This window comes from Bradyrhizobium sp. sGM-13 (genome assembly GCF_018398875.1).
Taxonomy (GTDB): Bacteria; Pseudomonadota; Alphaproteobacteria; order Rhizobiales; family Xanthobacteraceae; genus Bradyrhizobium.
Genome location: NZ_JAGWDK010000006.1, coordinates 262,097 through 279,802, shown reverse-complemented (window position 1 = coordinate 279,802; position 17,706 = coordinate 262,097). Strand labels below are relative to the sequence as shown.

The following is a 17,706-nucleotide window of genomic DNA, read 5'->3' as shown; positions in this document are numbered from 1 at the left end:
AAACGAGGTAATTCCCATGGCCGTTGGCAAGGTTTCTGACGCCGATTTCGAAGCCGAAGTGCTCAAGGCGACCGGGCCGGTGGTCGTCGACTTCTGGGCCGAATGGTGCGGCCCCTGTCGCATGATTGCGCCTGCGCTCGACGAGATTTCCGGCGCGATGGGCGACAAGGTCAAGATCGTGAAGCTGAACGTCGACGAGAGCCCGAAGACGGCCTCCAAATACGGCGTGATGTCGATCCCGACCCTGATGATCTTCAAGGGCGGCGAGATGGCCTCCCGCCAGGTCGGCGCCGCGCCGAAGGCGAAGCTGCAGCAGTGGATCACTGCGGCGGTTTGATCGACCGTAAGCCGACAATTTTTTAAGAGAACGGCCGGCGAATAGCCGGCCGTTTGCGTTGAGACGGTATGTCTCGCGTTGAAGAGTTCTCGAGCCTGCCACCTGGAAAGGCTCGGCGGCGCTCCGCCCCGCTGACGGCGATGGAAGCACGCTCGGTCGATGTCATCCCGCGCGGCGCGGAATGGCAATACGAGCCGAAATGGGATGGCTTTCGCTGCCTGCTGTCCCGCCACGGCGACAAGGTCGACCTTCGCTCCAAGTCCGGCGAGGATCTCACCCGCTACTTTCCCGAACTGGTTCGCTCAGCGCTTGCATTGAAGGCGACCAGCTTTCTGCTCGACGGCGAAATCGTCGTGCCGCATGGCAAGGCATTTTCATTCGACGATCTGCTGCAGCGGATTCATCCCGCCGCCAGCCGGGTAAAAAAGCTTTCGGAGGAAACGCCGGCGCTGTTTATCGCCTTCGACCTGTTGGCGACCACGGCGGACAAGAAGCTTGCCGCATCGCCTTTGCGGATACGCCGGCCAGCGCTGGAAGCGTTTGCGAAAGCCCAGTTCAAATCCAGCCCGACGTTTCGTCTGTCGCCGCTCACCACGAGCTACACAACCGCCCAGAAATGGCTGAAACAAGCCGGCCGCGGTTCGGATGGCGTGATCGCCAAGCGCGTCGACCTGCCCTATCAGGCCGGCAACCGCGACGGCATGCAGAAGATCAAGAAATTCCGCAGCGCCGATTGCGTCGTCGGCGGCTTCCGTTACGCCACCAACAGAATCGCGAACCGGAAAGTCGTCGGCTCGCTGCTGCTCGGTCTCTATGATGACAAGGGGCTTCTGCATCATGTCGGCTTCACCTCCGCGATCAAGCAGGCGGACAAGCCGGCGCTGACATATCGGCTCGAGCCGCTGATCGCGCCTCCCGGCTTCACCGGCAACGCGCCGGGCGGCCCGAGCCGATGGTCCACCGAGCGATCGGCAAAGTGGTGCCCGCTGAAGCCAAAACTCGTGATCGAGGTCTGCTACGATCATTTCAGCGGCGAGCGATTCCGCCACGGCACCTCGATCCTGCGCTGGCGGCCCGACAAGGCGCCGCGGCAGTGCACCTTCGATCAACTCAAGCAGAAAGCTGCCGACCCGCTGAAGCTGCTGAAGTGAAGCGGGCGCTATGTCGCGAAGCGGACGTTCCCTGAGTTTTTGCGGCGCACATTCGACCCTCCGCAGCATGGCGCAGGAACCCGCGTTTCAACAGGCAGTTGAATGCCCATTGCCCATTCAGGAGGCATTCATGACCAACCCAAAATCCACGGCGCAAATTGCCGGTCACCCGATCCATCCCATGCTTATTCCGTTTCCGGTCGCCTGCTTCGTTCTCGCGTTCGTATCTGACGTCGCATTCTGGAGAACCTCGAACGATTTCTGGGCCACCGCCTCACTCTGGTTACTGGGAATAGGCCTGATCATGGCCGCACTCGCGGCGGTCGTGGGCGTGATCGACCTAATGGGGGACGATCGCATCCGCAATCTCAACGACGCATGGCTGCATGCCGGCGGCAATGTCGTTGCGGTCTTGATCGAGCTCTATAACTGGTATTCTCGCTACACTGAGGGAACATCGGCCATTGTCCCGACGGGTCTGGTCCTATCGCTCATCGTCGTACTCATCCTGCTCTTCACCGGCTGGAAGGGCTGGGACATGGTTTACCGCAACCACGTCGGCGTATCCGATGTTGCCGATCAGCCTCGCTGAATAACGCGGGCTTGTAGCCCGAAGCGTAACCCGGGTTCTATGTTCGCGGCGCGACCCGATTGCCGTTGGCTCCATCCGGGCTACGCGGTCTCCGCGATGCGACAGCCATTGTCGCATGGTCCCACCACGGATTGACGCTGACCGTGCTCTCTCGCACCTCAAAGCGCGCGTCCATCACCTCGCGGACAATATCCTTCAACGGCTTCAGCGTGCGGTACGCACGGCCGTCCTGCAACAATTGACCGTTAACCGGGTCAAAGCGCGCCTTGGCGTCGTCGGATTTCGGCAAGCCGCACATGGTGCTGACGACGAAGACGCCATCAGCTCGAAGGATTCGATGAACTTCCTGAAGGCACCGGGTTCGATCGCACCCGATCAGACAATGCAGGCAACTGCCATCCATCACGATATCGAACGACGCGTCGGGAATGAACGGCATCTCGCAAACATTGCCTTTCCGGAAAGCGCCGGAAAGCCTGCGTTCGGCGAATTGCTCTTTTGCCCAGACGATCGCGATTTCCGAAATATCGATGCCGTGCACCTCGTAGCCCTTTCCGGCCATCAGTAGTGACCACGACATGCCGTTGCCGCAGCCGAGCTCGAGAATTCTCGCCGGTGGCGATGGCAGGAATTCCCGCTCGAGCCGATCGAGCGTATCGGTCATGCGCGCAAGATTCCGCTCCTGCGCGCTTCCTGCCCAACCCCGATGACCGGTTATCTTCAGGCGGCGGTATTCCGCATCGTAGTCATGCATCGGCTGCACCGGTGCCGGTTTAGGAGCTATCTGATCAATCCTGTCGCCAGCGCGCTGGCGAGCTCGGCCTGACCGTTCCGTTGCGCGAGCGTGGCCATCGCGCCGTGATCATACGGCACATGCCGAAACGTGACGCGCCAGGCGCCGTCAGTAAGTTCGAGGATCGCATAACGCGCATCCGGTGTGCCGGCTTCGACGACGTGCGGAAAGGGATGCACGTCGCGATAGCCGGGCGAGCCGACGCTGCCGGGGTTGACGATCAATCGGCCATCGCGAAGCCTGACCGCGCGGGCAAGATGGGTGTGCGCGCAGAGGATCAGGGACTGCGTGACGCCCCGCGCGCTCTCCTCGATCGCATCCAGCGATGACATTCGCACGGTGCCGTCGGGCAACACCGTTTCCAGCCAGTAGACCTCGTCATGTTCGGGCGTTGCATGGCAGAGGAAGACCCGATCGCGAAACACGGCCGTCTTCGGCACCGCGCGCAGCCAATCGAGATGGCGCTCTTCGAGCTGCGCGTGCGCCGGCCGGTCCCATGATCCCATCTTCTCCGGCGGCCGGTCGATCAGATACCGATCGTGATTGCCTAGTACGTGAACGGCGTCGAGCGCCATCAGCGCATCCATGGTGCGTCGCGCGTCGAGCGGTCCGCTCGCCATGTCGCCGAGATTGACGATTTCGCCAATGCCCAGCGCGCGGATGTCGGCCAGGACGGCTTCTAGCGCGAGGTAATTTCCGTGCACGTCGGCAATGGCGGCAAAACGCATGCGGATTCCAGCTTTGATGATTGTCGTACGGCCTGCAAGAACGATGCTGCGCCATTTACCTCATTTGGGTGAAGCTAGCCTGCAACATTATCCTTACTTCCTATTGCGGAACGAAGGTTCCGACTCGCAGCTCTCAGGCGTCTTGGCTAGTCTTTGCAGAGACCGGGGCTGGCTAGTTTCATAAGCAATCGATATTTTTCCCGGGCGGCCGCTGGAAGCGATTCCAGCGGTCATTTAATTTTGGGGAATACTATGCCGGCGGCGTGCCGTTGATGGCAAGCACATGGCCGACGAGATAGAGCGAGCCGGTGACCAGAATCCGCGGCGGCACTTCGTAGGCGAGACGCGAGAGCGCGTGCAGCGCGGCTTCGACGCTTGCAGCATTCTCCACGCGCATGCCGAGCGCGCGCGCCGCATCCGCCAGCCGGTCCGGCGTCATCGCGTTGTCGCGCCCGGGGATCGGCACCGCCACGATGTGCCGCGTCAGTCCTGCGAAATTGGCGAGAAACGCGGTCGCATCCTTGTTCGCCATCATGCCCGCGATCACCACCAGCGGCCGCGACACCCGCTCTTCGAGATCGCCTAAGGCGGCCGCAGCGACGCGGCCGCCTTCCGCATTGTGTCCGCCATCGAGCCAGATCTCGCAACCCTTCGGCCCCTGATCGACCAGTGCGCCCGAGACTAGCCGCTGCATCCGCGCCGGCCATTCTGCGCCAACGATGCCGGCCTCGAACGCCGCCATTCCGATCCTGAACGCCTCGATCGCGCGCAGCGTGGCGATGGCAAGGCCGGCATTGTCGAATTGATGCCGCCCGAACAGCCTTGGCGCCGCAAGATCCATCAGGCCGCGTTCGTCCTGATAGACCAGCCGCCCGCGCTCGACACCGACATGCCATTGCTGCCCGGCAGCATGCAGCGACGCGCGCATGCGGTTGGCCTGCGTCTCGATCACCGCCAGCGCCTCCGGCGCCTGCTCCGCGCAGATCACCGGCGCACCGCGCTTGATGATGGCGGCCTTCTCGCCGGCGATCGCGGTCAGCGTGTTACCGAGAAACTCTGTATGATCCATGCTGACTGGCGCGATCACGGTCGCGACCGGCCGGTCGATGACGTTGGTGGCGTCGAGTCTTCCGCCGAGCCCGGTTTCCAGCAGCACGACATCGGCCTCATGCTCCGCGAACAGGCAGAACGCCGCCACGGTCTCCATTTCGAAAATCGTGATCGGATCGCCCGCGTTGAACTGCTCGCAATGCTCCAGCACCCGGCGCAATTCGGCGTCATCAGCCAGCCGTCCGCCGCCCTTCTTGCCCAGCCGGAAGCATTCATTGATCCTGACCAGATAGGGCGAGGTGTAGACGTGCACGCGCAGGCCTGCAGCCTCCAGGATCGCGCGCAGATAGGCGATGGTGGAGCCCTTGCCATTGGTGCCGGCAACATGGATCACCGGCGGCAACAGCCGCTCCGGATGATCGAGCCGCGCCAGCAGGCGGTGCATACGATCAAGGTTGAGATCGATGCGCTTCGGATGCAAGGCAGACAGCCGCGCGATCAATTCACCGAGCGGCTGGGATCTGGCGGCAGGCAGGCTCACGCGTGGGGCGCAGCCGGCACCGCTTCCGGGGCCGAGACGATCTGGGCCGGGTCTGTGACCTCAGGCAAAGGCTTTGATGCGACCTCAAGCGGCGGCGATTTGGTCAGGAGCCGGCACAGCCGCGCCAGTGTCGAGCGCATCTCGTGGCGATGCACGACCATGTCGATCATGCCGTGATCGAGCAGATATTCGGCGCGCTGGAATCCTTCCGGCAATTTTTCACGGATGGTCTGCTCGATCACGCGCGCGCCGGCAAAACCGATCAGCGCGCCGGGTTCGGCAATCTGCACGTCGCCCAGCATGGCGTAGGATGCGGTCACGCCGCCGGTGGTCGGATTGGTCAGCACCACGATGTAGGGCAGCTTCGCTTCCCGCAGCATCTGTACGCCGACGGTGGTGCGCGGCATCTGCATCAGCGACAGGATGCCTTCCTGCATGCGTGCGCCGCCCGAAGCCGCGAACACGATGAACGGCGACTTCTTTTCCACCGCCAGTTCGAGCCCGCGCACGATCGCCTCGCCCGCGGCCATGCCGAGCGAGCCGCCCATGAAATCGAAATCCTGCACTGCGATGACGACGCCGGCGCCTTCGAGCTTGCCGTAGCCGACCTTGATGGCGTCGTTCAGTCCGGTCTTGGCGCGGGCGTCCCTGATGCGGTCGGCATACTTGCGTTCATCGCGGAACTTCAGCGGATCGGCCGTCACTTCGGGCAGCGCGATGTCGTACCAGGTCTCGTTGTCGAAGATCGACTTCAGCCGCGCCACCGCGCCCATGCGCATGTGATAGTTCGAGCCGGGAATGACGAACTGGTTGGCCTCGACGTCCTTGTAAAACACGAGCTGCCCGGAATCCGGGCACTTGATCCACAGATTCTCCGGCGTCTCGCGGCGCAGGATGCTGCGGATTTTGGGCCGGACGACATTGGTGAGCCAATTCATGGTTCGCTCCGAATGCGGTAGGACGCATTAACTGGATATATGGCGGCCTGGCCTGGACCCGGCAAGCCGCCGCCTACTGGTTTGTCCATGATCTTTTCGGAAAACCGGTCTCCACTTTTCCGGATCATGCCCCGCCTATTTCCACGTAAATTGTGGCTTATTCCGCAGCCTGCTTCGCGCCCCGGACGCCCTGCGCCAGCGACGCCACGACGTCGGCCACCGCGGCCACTGTCTTGGCGGTCGCCTGACCCTGAGTGTCGAGGCTGTCGCGCAACGCATCGACCAGGGCGGTGCCGACCACGGCGCCATCGGCCTTCTCGGCAATCGCGCGCGCCGCCTGCGGGGTGCGGATGCCGAAGCCGACGCACACCGGAAGCTTGGTGTGGCGTTTGATACGGGCCACCGCATCGCCGACCACCTTCGAATCGGCCGCCGCAGCGCCGGTGATGCCGGTGATCGAGACGTAGTAGACAAAGCCGGAAGTGTTCGCGAGCACGGCGGGCAGGCGTTTGTCGTCGGTCGTAGGCGTCGCCAGGCGGATGAAGTTGAGCCCGGCCTTCAGCGCGGGAATGCAGAGCTCATCGTCCTCCTCCGGCGGCAAGTCGACGATGATGAGGCCATCGACGCCGGCGGTCTTGGCGTCGGCAAGGAACTTGTCGACCCCGTAAATATAGATCGGATTGTAATAGCCCATCAGCACCAGCGGCGTGGTGTTGTCTTCCTCGCGGAAGCCGCGCACCATCTCGAGCGTCTTCCTCAGGGTCATGCCGCTCTTGAGCGCGCGCAGGCCGGCGGCCTGGATCGATGGCCCGTCCGCCATCGGATCGGTAAAGGGCATGCCGATCTCGATGATGTCGGCGCCCGCCTTGGGCAGCGCCTTGAGGATATCGAGCGAAGTCGCGGGATCGGGATCGCCGGCCATCAGGAAGGTGACAAACGCCGAGCGGCCTTCTTTTGCGAGCTCGGCAAAGAGTGCGTCGATGCGGGTGGTCACTGCTTCCTGCCTTTCAAGATCTCCGTGATCTGCGGAATGTCCTTGTCGCCACGGCCGGAAAGGTTGACCACCATGAGATGGTCCTTCGGCCGCTTCGGCGCGAGCTCCGTGAGCTTGGCGATCGCGTGCGCAGACTCCAGCGCGGGTGGAATGCCCTCCAGTCGCGACAGCAGCATGAAGGCGGCAAGCGCTTCGTCATCGGTCGCAGAAAGGTAAGTGACGCGGCCGGTCTCATGCAGCCAGGAATGCTCCGGGCCGATGCCGGGATAGTCGAGGCCCGCCGAGATCGAATGCGCATCCTGGATCTGGCCGTCATCGTCCATCAGGAGATAGGTGCGGTTGCCATGGAGAACGCCGGGCCGGCCGCCGGCGATCGAGGCGGCATGCAGTTGCGTCAGCCCATGGCCGGCCGCTTCGACGCCGAAAATTTCGACGGAAGGGTCGTCGAGGAAGGGATGAAACAGGCCCATCGCGTTGGAGCCACCGCCGATGCAGGCGACCAGCGAATCCGGCAAACGGCCTTCGGCTTCCTGCATCTGCTTGCGCGTTTCCTCGCCGATCACCGACTGGAAGTCGCGCACCATCATCGGATAGGGATGCGGCCCCGCCACCGTGCCGATGCAATAGAAAGTGTTGTGCACGTTGGTGACCCAGTCGCGCAGCGCCTCATTCATCGCGTCCTTCAGCGTGCGCGTGCCCGACTGCACCGGCACGACCTTGGCACCCAACATCTCCATGCGGAACACGTTCGGCGCCTGACGGGCGACGTCCACCGCGCCCATATAGACCACGCATTCGAGACCAAAGCGTGCGCACAGCGTCGCGGTGGCGACGCCATGCTGGCCGGCACCGGTTTCGGCGATGATGCGCTTCTTGCCCATGCGGCGCGCGACCATGATCTGGCCGAGCACGTTGTTCACCTTGTGCGAGCCGGTATGGTTCAGCTCTTCTCGCTTCAGGTAAATCTTGGCGCCGCCGAGATGCTCGGTGAGCCGCTCGGCGAAATAGAGCGGCGACGGCCGGCCGACGTAATCCTTGAGATGGCCGTTCATCTGGGCCTGGAACGACGGATCGGCCTTGGCTGCCGCATAGGCCTTTTCCAGGTCGAGAATCAACGGCATCAGCGTTTCCGCGACGAAGCGGCCGCCGAAATTGCCAAAATGCCCGCGCTCGTCGGGACCGGTGCGGAATGAATTGGGCAGGCGTTGATTCATCGGACCATCAATTCTTCGGTGGCGCGCGCGGCGCGAATGAAATGGCGGATCAGCTCGGCATCCTTGACACCGGGCGCGCTTTCCACGCCCGAGGATACGTCGACGCCGCCGGCGCGGGTGACGCGAATGGCATCCGCGACATTGTTGGCGCTGAGCCCGCCGGAGACCATGAAGGGCAATTGGAGATCGAGCTTCTCCAAAACGTGCCAGTCGAACACCGTCCCCAACCCGCCTGGACGGGTGGCGCCCTTGGGAGCGCGAGCATCGAACAGGATGCGATCTGCAACGCTCGCATAGCCCGGCAGCGCGGCGAGATCGGCCGAGGTTTCAACGGCGATCACCTTCATGACCGGCAATCCGAATTTTTGTTTGATGTCGCGCACCCGCGCGATGCTTTCCTTGCCGTGCAGTTGCAGCAGGTCCGGCTGCAGCGTCTCGGCGATATTTTCGAGCGTCGCGTCGTCGGCATCTACGGTCAATGCCACCTTGGTGGCGCGGCCCTTGGCCTGCTGGCCGAGCTCGCGCGCGCTCTCGAGGCTGAGATGGCGCGGCGACGGAGAGAAGAATACGAAACCCACCATGTCTGCACCCGCCTCAAGCGCGACCTCGAGCGTCTCGCGCGTGGACAGGCCGCAAATTTTGACGAGCAGGGACATGGTCTCTCGGACACGGATTATAGCCCCGTAACCGCATGGAACAGGGGCCGACGGGGCGGGTTCTACAACGTCGCGCCCTGCTTGTCTCGCCCGGCGGCCCCGTAGAAGCCATATTGGGACGGCGCTGGAAGCCGCTGCTGATCCGCCCGGGAAACTGCCGCCGCGGCTCGTAAATCGGCCGCCTCCGCCCTTGCCCGGCGGGCATCCGCCTCATGCTGGCGCGCCGCGCGGCGCCAGTGGCGTTGGCGGAACCAGGTCGCCATGCCGCCCGCCGCCACCCCCAGAATGGCCGCCGTGATGATCACGGCAAACAGCGGCATCCGCACCGTGATCGCCGGATCGCTTGAATTGAAGGGGTCGAACGACACCGTCACGAAATGGCGGTTGGCGACGGCGAAAATGACGAAGATCAGCCCTAAGGGAATGACGACCAGCGCCGTGAAGAACTTTCGCATGACCATTTCTCGCAGTGATGGAGAAAGGCGGGCACGAGGCCCGCAACACGGCTACAGATCGAAAAAATTGGTTACGCGCCGGCCTCGGGCGAGCCGTTGTCGCGGTTCAGCCGCTCGCGCATTTCCTTGCCCGTCTTGAAGAACGGGACGCTCTTCTGGTCGACCGGCACATGAGCGCCGGTACGCGGATTGCGCCCCGCCCGCGCCGGGCGATGCTTGACCGAGAAGGCGCCGAAGCCGCGCAGCTCGACACGGTCGCCGCGCGCCAAGGCAGCGACGATCTCATCGAGGATCGCGTTCACAATGTTCTCCACATCCCGCTGATAGAGGTGCGGGTTGTGCTCGGCGATGCGCTGAACAAGTTCGGATTTGATCATCGAAGTAGGGATCCGGGATCGTGCGGACTTCCATTTCCGTGAAAATGCCTTGCACTGTCAAGACGCTAATTCACTTTTGGGCAGCGCGAAATGGCGTGACAAGCCGCCCGGAAGCGGTTTGTGACAACACCCGCACTGCGGGAGAACGTCGCGAAGGGCAGCCGCTGCGGTTCAATTGGAGGCTGCGGGGCGCCACAATGCCAGCATGCCGTCGAGCGAGAGCTGATCGACCGCCTGGGCGAGGCCGGCCTGTTCAATCTGGCGTGCAATGGAACTCAATCCGAGCGCGTCGAACGCGATGGAAGCCGCCGTTCGGAGAAACGTCAGGTCGCCAAGCTGCGGATTCAGCTTGTAATCGCGCACCGGCAGATCTTTCTTGATCTTCTTCTCGGCGACCAGCCATGCAACGGCTGCTTTTTCATCGCCGAGCTGATCGACCAGTTTCAGTTCGACGGCCTGGCGACCGGTGAAGACCCGCCCGTCAGCGACTTTTTCCAGTAGCGCCTCATCCATGCCGCGCCGCTCCTTCACCAGGCCGCGGAACCAAGCATAGGAATCTTTTACCAGCGCGTCGAGCGCAGCGCGCGCTTCAGGACTGGTCGGCTCGAAACCATTGGGCGCAGCCTTTAACGGCGAGGATTTCACCTCCTCGACCTTGACGCCCACGGTCTTCATCAGCTCGGTGAAATTCGGATATTGAAACAGCACGCCGATCGATCCGACCAGCGAGCTCTGCCGGGCGACGATATGATCGGCGGCCATCGCCGAGATGTAACCGCCCGACGCGGCCAGCCCCTCGACCACCACGACCAGCGGCTTCTTGGCCTTCAGGCGCACCAGCGACTCGTAGAGCTGCTCGGAGCCTGCCGTGGTGCCGCCCGGCGAGTTGATGTGCACGATAACCGCAGCATGGCTCGATTTCTCCAGCCGCTCCAGCGCCTCGACGCGCTTCTGATCGCTGCGGATCAGCCCTTCGATATTGACGCGCGCGATCGATCCCGATGGCGTCAGGGCAGCCGGCCCGCTCGTTGTCGCGATTGCGCCGGCGGTGACGATCGCCGCGATGGTCACCAGGCCAGCCACGATACGCCAGAACGTGAGCTTCCGGCGGATCCTGCGGCGATCGACGATCACGTCCGAATCGAGCGACATCGAAATTCTCCTGAAAACATCAGCCCGTTTTGCAGTCGCAGCGTGAGCGAACCGTTACCTGATTACATCAATTGCGATGCAATATGAAGAAAGCAAGGCCCGGCTTCGTCGTCCCCGCGCGCGCGGGGACCAATAACCACAGGTGCTGATTGTCGCATTCGATGGGGCCCCAGCGCGCCCAATGCAATCCACTGTGGTTATGGGTCCCGATCGCGCGGAGCCTGTCATCGGGCGCGCATTCGCGCGACCCCGTTGGCTTGTCCGGGACGACGGAAACAAAAAGGCCCCGGTCGAAACCGGGGCCTGATGTCGCAGGCAATAAGCGAACGCTTACTTCTCGCGGTTCTTGAGCGCGGTGCCGAGAATATCGCCGAGCGTCGCGCCCGAATCGGAGGAGCCGTACTGCGCGATGGCTTCCTTTTCTTCGGCAACTTCCAGCGCCTTGATCGAGACCTGCACCTTGCGGGCCTTCTTGTCGAACTGGATCACGCGGGCATCGACCTTCTCGCCCACGGCGAAGCGTTCGGCGCGCTGATCGTTGCGGTCACGGGCCAGTTCGGAGCGCTTGATGAAGGTGGTGAAGTCGGTGCCCGAGATCTTCACCTCGATGCCGGCTTCCTTCACTTCGAGCACTTCGCAGGTCACGACCGCGCCCTTCTTGACGTCGCCGGGTTCTGCGAAGGGATCGCCTTCGAGCTGCTTGACGCCGAGCGAGATGCGTTCCTTCTCGACATCGACATCGAGCACCACGGCCTTGACCATGTCGCCCTTCTTGAAGTTGTCGATGACCTGCTCGCCCGGCAGCTTCCAGTCGAGGTCGGACAGATGGACCATGCCGTCGACGTCGCCGTCGAGACCGAGGAACAAGCCGAACTCGGTCTTGTTCTTGACCTCGCCCTCGACCACCGAACCGACCGGGAACTTCTCGACGAAGACTTCCCAGGGATTGCGCATGGTCTGCTTGAGGCCGAGCGAGATGCGGCGCTTGACCGAATCGACTTCGAGCACCTGCACTTCGACTTCCTGCGAGGTCGAAACGATCTTGCCGGGGTGCATGTTCTTTTTGGTCCACGACATTTCCGAGACGTGGATCAGACCTTCGATGCCCGGCTCCAGTTCGACGAACGCGCCGTAGTCGGTGATGTTGGTGACGCGGCCGGTGAACCGCGCGTTCAGTGGGTACTTCGCCTCGATGCCCTGCCACGGATCGTCCAGCAACTGCTTCATGCCGAGCGAAATACGGTGGGTCTCGTGGTTGATCTTGATGATCTTGACCTTCACGGTCTGGCCGATGGTCAGCACTTCCGTCGGGTGATTGACCCGGCGCCAGGCGATATCGGTGACGTGGAGCAGGCCGTCGATGCCGCCGAGATCAACGAACGCACCGTAATCGGTGATGTTCTTGACCACCCCGTCGATCACCTGACCTTCTTCGAGGTTCTGCACCAGCTCCTGGCGCTGCTCGGCGCGGGTCTCTTCGAGAACCGTGCGACGCGACACCACGATGTTGCCGCGGCGACGATCCATCTTGAGGATCTGGAACGGCTGCGAGTTGTTCATCAAGGGAGCGACGTCGCGGATCGGGCGGATATCGACCTGCGAGCGCGGCAGGAAGGCGACAGCGCCGTCGAGGTCGACGGTGAAGCCGCCCTTGACCTGGTTGAAGATGACGCCGTGAACCTTCTCGTTGTTGTTGAAGGCCTTCTCGAGCTTACCCCAGCTTTCCTCGCGGCGCGCCTTGTCGCGCGACAGCACGGCTTCGCCGAGCGCATTCTCGATCCGATCGAGGAACACCTCGACCTCGTCGCCGACCTTGAGTTCGCTTTCGCGGCCGGGGCCGGCGAATTCGCGCAACGCCACGCGGCCCTCGGTCTTCAGGCCGACGTCGATGACGGCCATGTCCTTTTCAATTGCAACCACCTTGCCCTTGATGACGGAGCTTTCCTGCAGATTGCCGCCGGCAAAGGACTCGTCCAGCATCGCAGCGAAATCGTCGCGGGTCGGATTATAAGAAGCAGCAGTAGTCGAAGCCATTTGTTCTCCAATGCGGAATCTTGCCGGCCGTTCGGGTTACAGGGCGCATCGCGCGTGAAGTGTCAGGGGTCCGCAAACCCTGACGACCGCATTTGCGGAGAGCGCAAAAGCGGGCCGGCAGCATGCCTGCACGTTCGATACGTTTGATGTCGCGCATTCCGCAAAAGCGGGTACCGGTTCAGCGGAAGAGTGCGCGTAGCGTCAGAAATCCGGAGCCTGAAACGAGCATATCGACTTCAAGAACCTGGAGCGGGCTTTCCTCCAATGACGGCGGGAGGTTCAAACCTCCGGCCGGCCCGCTCGGACGGCCCTGATCTCATCGATGGCGGCCCGGATGGCCGTGGATATAGCCCCACGGGCCATTTTCGGCAAGCCGGAAATGCCCGATTTACAGGCGGTTCGGGCCGCCGCGACGGGTCAAATCCTGGCTATTTCCGCTGGGCGCGGACGGCCTCGACGATGGCAATTGCGGCGCGAACGCCGGCCTCGATGTCGAGATTGGAATTATCCAGGACATGGGCGTCGTCGGCCGCCTTGAGGGGCGCGGCAGCGCGATTGCGGTCCCGCTCGTCGCGCTTGAGGATATCGGCCAACACCAGCGCCTCATCGGCCTCCTCGCCCCGCGCGCGGGCTTCGAGCGTCCGTCGGCGGGCCCGCACCTGCGGATCGGCGACCACGAAAATCTTCACGTCGGCGTTCGGGCAGATCACGGTTCCAATGTCGCGCCCGTCGAGCACGGCGCCCGGCGGACCGGCCGCGAACTGACGCTGAAAATTGACCAGCGCCTCGCGCACGCTGGGGATCGCCGACACCACTGAGGCGGCGTCCCCAATCCGTTGCGTCTTCAGCTCGGGATGCCCGAACTTCTCTGGATCAAGCTCCATCGCGACAGCGACTGCACGCGCCTCGTCCGTCAGGTCGAAACCCTCGTCCAGCAACGCCTTCGCCACCGCGCGATAGATCACGCCGGTGTCAAGGTGGCGATAGCCGTAATGATGCGCGAGGCGTTTGCCGAGCGTACCCTTGCCGGATGCCGCCGGTCCGTCGATCGCGATGATCATGAAAACTCAGCTCCCAGCGATCGCATCATCGGAATGAAATCCGGAAAGCTGGTGGCGATGAAGGCGGTGTCGTCGACCTTGACCGGCTTGTCGGCGGCAAGCCCCATCACCAGCGCCGACATGGCGATCCGGTGGTCCATGTGGGTGGCGACGAGACCGCCGCCGGGCACGTGGCCGCGGCCCTCGACGATCAAATCATCGCCCGCGATTTCGACCCTGACGCCGTTGACGCGCAGCATGTCGGCGGTCGCCTCCAGCCGGTCGGACTCCTTGACGCGCAGTTCCTGCAGGCCGCGCATGATGGTGGTACCTTCGGCAAAGGAGGCTGCGACCGCGAGCACCAGATATTCGTCGATCATCGAGGGCGCGCGCTCCGGCGGCACCTCGACGCCGCGCAGTTTTGAGGCGCGCACGCGCAAGCGGGCCATCGGCTCGCCGGCGTCGCCGCGAACCTCGCTTTCCTCGATGGCGGCGCCCATTTCGCGCAGCGTCGTGAGCAGGCCGGTGCGCAACGGATTGGTCATGACGTCGGAGAAGGTCACATCGGAGCCCCCGACGATCAGCGCCGCCACGATTGGAAATGCCGCCGAGGATGGATCGGCAGGCACCACGACCTCGGCACCATGCAGTTCGGGCTGGCCGGTGAGCGCGATCTTGCGGCCGTGGCTGCCTTCCCTGACTGAGACGATATCTGCGCCGAAATGTTTCAGCATCAGTTCGGTATGATCGCGGCTGGCTTCCTGCTCGATGACGGTCGTGACACCGGGCGCGGCAAGTCCCGCCAGCAGCACCGCCGATTTGATCTGAGCCGAGGCTACCGGCGTGCGATACAGGATCGGAACGGGATCGCGGGCGCCATGCAGCGTCAGCGGCAGGCGGCCGCCTTCCTTGGTCTCCCCGGCCTTGGCTCCCATCAGTTCCAGGGGATCGAGGATCCGGCGCATCGGACGGGAGCGCAGCGAGGCATCGCCATCGAACACGGCCGTGATCGGACAGCCGGCCACAGCCCCCATCACCAGCCGGCACCCGGTACCGGAATTGCCGAAATCGAGCGGGGAGGCCGGCTGGGCGCAGCCTGCCACGCCCACGCCCCTGACCTGCCAGGCAAACGGCCCGGTTCGCTCGACCTGGGCGCCCAGCGCCTGCATCGATTTGGCGGTGTTGAGGACGTCCTCGCCCTCGAGCAGGCCGGAGATCCTGGTTTCGCCGACCGAAAGCGCCCCCAGGATGAGTGCGCGGTGCGAAATCGACTTGTCGCCGGGAACGCGGACTTTCCCGGCCAAGGGACCGCTGGCGCGGGATTCCAGCGGGGTCTGGGTGGTTGAATGGGTCAAGATGGTGGTCCTCTGCGGGGGCGGCAGTATCACATGGACCACACGACGTCACGCGGCCCTCAAAAGCTTCAAAGCGCTATTGACACCGGCCCCTCAACTAGCCAAGTGAAGCACCGTTTTTCAGAATTTCCCAGGATCTACACGTGGCCAAATCCGATCTCGGAACCAAGCGTATTTGCCCGACGACGGGTAAGAAGTTCTATGACCTGAACAAGAGCCCGGTGATTTCGCCCTACACCGGCGAGGTCGTCCCGATTGCCCCGATCGCGCCGCCGCGAGCTGCCCGTGGCGATGCCGCGCGCGCTGCAGCCGCCGCGTCGGCTACTGCTGCTGCCGATATGCCGGAGGCCGCCGAGGCAGAAGAATTGGTTTCGCTCGAGGAGGCCGATGCCGAGGAGAACACCGGCAAGGTCAAGGCCGTGGTTCCCGAATCGGAAGACGATATCGAGATCGACGAGACCATCGAGGACGATGACGACGACGATTCCACCTTCATTCCCGACGAGGAAGAGGGCGATGAGGACGTTACCGACATCATCGGCGACGTCGGAGGTGACGAAGAGACTTGAGGTCGGCCCTAAACTGTGGTTCAGGGTCATTGCCCGCACGCCGAATTGAGGCGCGCGATTCTTAAGGGGCCATAGCTCAGCTGGGAGAGCGCTTGCATGGCATGCAAGAGGTCGGCGGTTCGATCCCGCCTGGCTCCACCACGCTTCGCCCTTCGGGCTACGCGTGGCGCAGCCGCGCGATGCCCGAAGAGCGAAGCGTGCCCGGCGTAGCCCGGAGGGCGAAGACGGGCTGGTGGCGCAACAATTCTTCGCAACAATTCTTCAATGTATCTTAGCTAAAGCCCTTCTTCATTCGGGTTATACGTGGAGCGCCCGAGGCTGGCTTATCCTTGCCGGCGCAACGGGCTAGCAGCACGATGTGGTACGTCTACATCATCCGCAGCGTAGAATTTCCCGATCAGGAATACACCGGCGCAACTGAGGATCTCAAGCGTCGGATCTCAGACCACAACACGGGTAAGTCCAGCCATACCGCAAAGTTCAAACCCTGGAAGCTGGTCTGGTACTGCGCCTTTCCCGACAAGTACAAAGCGCTTGCGTTCGAGAAGTACCTCAAATCGCACTCCGGCCGCGCCTTCGCCAAAAAGCGCCTCTGACTCCCCCTACTCCCCCACCACCGCATTCAACCGATCGCGAAGCGCGACGATCTCGTTCTTCATCGCCACGAGTTCGCCGACCGAGCAGGCCGACGCCGCCAGGATCGCCTGCGGTACAGCCCGCGCTTTCTCCCGCAGTGCTTCGCCCTTTGGGGTCAATGCGATCAGCACCTGCCGCTCGTCCTCGGTGCTGCGTGTCCGCTTGATCAGTTCGGCCGCCTCCAGCCGCTTGAGCAGCGGCGTGAGCGTGCCGGAGTCCAGGTGCAGCCGCTCGCCGATGTCTTTCACCGGCACGCCATCACGCTCCCACAGCACCAGCATGACCAGATATTGCGGATAGGTGAGTCGGAGCCGGTCGAGCAGCGGCTTGTAGACGCGGTTGAACGCGTGCGCGGTGGAATACACCGCAAAGCAGAGCTGATTATCGAGCTTCAGCGGCAGGTCGGCCGCGTGTTTTCTGGCCATCACAACCTCGTCAACGGGCGGCGCCCCTGCCCCGATTCGGGGCCGTAAGCGCTTGATTTCAATTGTATACAATTAAATCGCGGCTTGTGCAATAATTTAGATTGTGCAAAATCTAATCGTGTGCAATACATAGTCCACCGAAACGGCAAACCCAGAGGAGACCGACATGTCCGTGAACGTGCTCTACAAGACCAGCGCCAAGGCAACCGGCGGCCGCGATGGCCACGCCGCCACCCTCGACGGCGCACTCGACGTCAAGCTCGCCACCCCGAAAGAACTCGGCGGCGGCGGTGGCGCCGGCAACAATCCCGAGCAACTGTTCGCGGCCGGTTATGCCGCCTGCTTCATCGGCGCAATGAAATTCGTGGCTTCGCAAGGCGGGCCGAAGGTGCCGGCAGATGCTTCGGTGACCTCCACCGTCGGCATCGGTCCGCGCTCGGCAGGCGGCTTCGGGCTCGATATCGAACTGGCCGTTTCGCTGCCCGGCCTTCCCAAGGCGGATGCGGAAGCCCTGGTCGCGAAGGCCCACCAGGTGTGCCCCTATTCCAACGCCACGCGCGGCAATGTCGACGTGCGCCTGACCGTCGTCTGACGACGATGCCCGAACGGCCCGCCGCTGGGTATCGGCGGGCCGTTCGTCCCGTGGAATTTCACCTCGTGCTACGGCAA

20 protein-coding genes and 1 tRNA gene are annotated in these 17,706 nt (G+C 63.1%); 7 read left to right on the top strand and 14 right to left on the bottom strand.

What is annotated here, in order from left to right:
• The first annotated feature begins 16 nt into the window (after positions 1 to 16).
• From trxA to KJQ96_RS11810, 3 genes are all read left to right on the top strand, one after another.
• Positions 17 to 337, top strand: coding sequence for a thioredoxin (gene trxA, locus KJQ96_RS11820; protein WP_016847387.1), 321 nt, complete (start codon positions 17 to 19; stop codon positions 335 to 337).
• 68 nt (positions 338 to 405) lie between these two features.
• Positions 406 to 1,488 (top strand): ATP-dependent DNA ligase, encoded by a 1,083-nt coding sequence (locus KJQ96_RS11815; protein WP_256441608.1) that lies wholly within the window; start codon positions 406 to 408, stop codon positions 1,486 to 1,488.
• A gap of 130 nt (positions 1,489 to 1,618) precedes the next feature.
• Entirely contained in the window at positions 1,619 to 2,080 is a 462-nt protein-coding gene (locus KJQ96_RS11810) for a DUF2231 domain-containing protein (RefSeq protein ID WP_213286850.1), read from the top strand.
• 37 nt (positions 2,081 to 2,117) lie between these two features.
• Here the strand turns inward: KJQ96_RS11810 and KJQ96_RS11805 are convergent, their stop codons facing one another.
• From KJQ96_RS11805 to aroA, 13 genes are all read right to left on the bottom strand, one after another.
• Positions 2,118 to 2,744: a class I SAM-dependent methyltransferase gene (locus tag KJQ96_RS11805; RefSeq protein ID WP_213286773.1), complete on the bottom strand. Its 627-nt coding sequence runs from the start codon at positions 2,742 to 2,744 to the stop codon at positions 2,118 to 2,120.
• 116 nt (positions 2,745 to 2,860) lie between these two features.
• Entirely contained in the window at positions 2,861 to 3,601 is a 741-nt protein-coding gene (locus tag KJQ96_RS11800; protein WP_213286772.1) for a metallophosphoesterase, read from the bottom strand.
• Positions 3,602 to 3,851: 250 nt separating this feature from the next.
• Entirely contained in the window at positions 3,852 to 5,192 is a 1,341-nt protein-coding gene (locus KJQ96_RS11795) for a folylpolyglutamate synthase/dihydrofolate synthase family protein (protein WP_213286771.1), read from the bottom strand.
• The gene (accD, locus tag KJQ96_RS11790) at positions 5,189 to 6,130 is read right to left on the bottom strand and encodes an acetyl-CoA carboxylase, carboxyltransferase subunit beta (RefSeq protein ID WP_213286770.1); all 942 of its coding nucleotides are present in this window, start codon (positions 6,128 to 6,130) and stop codon (positions 5,189 to 5,191) included. The genes KJQ96_RS11795 and accD overlap by 4 nt, the downstream gene beginning before the upstream one ends.
• A 157-nt stretch (positions 6,131 to 6,287) precedes the next feature.
• Entirely contained in the window at positions 6,288 to 7,124 is an 837-nt protein-coding gene (trpA, locus tag KJQ96_RS11785; protein WP_213286769.1) for a tryptophan synthase subunit alpha, read from the bottom strand.
• Positions 7,121 to 8,338, bottom strand: a complete 1,218-nt coding sequence (gene trpB, locus KJQ96_RS11780) for a tryptophan synthase subunit beta (protein WP_213286768.1) — start codon at positions 8,336 to 8,338, stop codon at positions 7,121 to 7,123. Before trpB ends, trpA begins: the two co-directional genes overlap by 4 nt.
• A complete protein-coding gene (locus tag KJQ96_RS11775) occupies positions 8,335 to 8,994 on the bottom strand; it encodes a phosphoribosylanthranilate isomerase (protein ID WP_213286767.1) in 660 nt (219 codons plus the stop codon). Before KJQ96_RS11775 ends, trpB begins: the two co-directional genes overlap by 4 nt.
• A 62-nt stretch (positions 8,995 to 9,056) precedes the next feature.
• Positions 9,057 to 9,449, bottom strand: a complete 393-nt coding sequence (locus KJQ96_RS11770) for a lipopolysaccharide assembly protein LapA domain-containing protein (protein WP_213286766.1) — start codon at positions 9,447 to 9,449, stop codon at positions 9,057 to 9,059.
• A gap of 71 nt (positions 9,450 to 9,520) precedes the next feature.
• Complete coding sequence (locus KJQ96_RS11765; protein WP_057844774.1) at positions 9,521 to 9,826, bottom strand: integration host factor subunit beta; 306 nt, start codon at positions 9,824 to 9,826, stop codon at positions 9,521 to 9,523.
• A 171-nt stretch (positions 9,827 to 9,997) separates the two neighbouring features.
• The gene (sppA, locus tag KJQ96_RS11760; protein WP_213286765.1) at positions 9,998 to 10,978 is read right to left on the bottom strand and encodes a signal peptide peptidase SppA; all 981 of its coding nucleotides are present in this window, start codon (positions 10,976 to 10,978) and stop codon (positions 9,998 to 10,000) included.
• Positions 10,979 to 11,308: 330 nt separating this feature from the next.
• Positions 11,309 to 13,012 (bottom strand): 30S ribosomal protein S1, encoded by a 1,704-nt coding sequence (gene rpsA, locus KJQ96_RS11755; RefSeq protein ID WP_213286764.1) that lies wholly within the window; start codon positions 13,010 to 13,012, stop codon positions 11,309 to 11,311.
• A 428-nt stretch (positions 13,013 to 13,440) separates the two neighbouring features.
• Positions 13,441 to 14,073: a (d)CMP kinase gene (gene cmk / locus KJQ96_RS11750; protein ID WP_057844776.1), complete on the bottom strand. Its 633-nt coding sequence runs from the start codon at positions 14,071 to 14,073 to the stop codon at positions 13,441 to 13,443.
• Positions 14,070 to 15,407 (bottom strand): 3-phosphoshikimate 1-carboxyvinyltransferase, encoded by a 1,338-nt coding sequence (aroA, locus tag KJQ96_RS11745; protein WP_213286763.1) that lies wholly within the window; start codon positions 15,405 to 15,407, stop codon positions 14,070 to 14,072. Before aroA ends, cmk begins: the two co-directional genes overlap by 4 nt.
• 143 nt (positions 15,408 to 15,550) lie before the next feature.
• On the opposite strand from aroA, the gene KJQ96_RS11740 reads away from it, so the two are divergent.
• The 3 genes from KJQ96_RS11740 (at position 15,551) to KJQ96_RS11730 (ending at position 16,572) form a co-directional block, all read left to right on the top strand.
• Positions 15,551 to 15,976 (top strand): TIGR02300 family protein, encoded by a 426-nt coding sequence (locus KJQ96_RS11740; protein ID WP_065726216.1) that lies wholly within the window; start codon positions 15,551 to 15,553, stop codon positions 15,974 to 15,976.
• 65 nt (positions 15,977 to 16,041) lie between these two features.
• Positions 16,042 to 16,117, top strand: a tRNA-Ala gene (locus KJQ96_RS11735).
• A 215-nt stretch (positions 16,118 to 16,332) separates the two neighbouring features.
• Positions 16,333 to 16,572, top strand: coding sequence for a GIY-YIG nuclease family protein (locus KJQ96_RS11730; protein WP_213286762.1), 240 nt, complete (start codon positions 16,333 to 16,335; stop codon positions 16,570 to 16,572).
• A 6-nt stretch (positions 16,573 to 16,578) separates the two neighbouring features.
• On the opposite strand, the gene KJQ96_RS11725 is transcribed toward KJQ96_RS11730, so the two are convergent.
• Positions 16,579 to 17,037, bottom strand: coding sequence for a MarR family winged helix-turn-helix transcriptional regulator (locus KJQ96_RS11725; protein ID WP_213286761.1), 459 nt, complete (start codon positions 17,035 to 17,037; stop codon positions 16,579 to 16,581).
• A gap of 166 nt (positions 17,038 to 17,203) precedes the next feature.
• Here KJQ96_RS11725 and KJQ96_RS11720 point away from each other — a divergent pair, with 166 nt between their 5' ends.
• Positions 17,204 to 17,629, top strand: coding sequence for an organic hydroperoxide resistance protein (locus KJQ96_RS11720; RefSeq protein ID WP_028347905.1), 426 nt, complete (start codon positions 17,204 to 17,206; stop codon positions 17,627 to 17,629).
• The last annotated feature ends 77 nt before the right edge of the window (positions 17,630 to 17,706 follow it).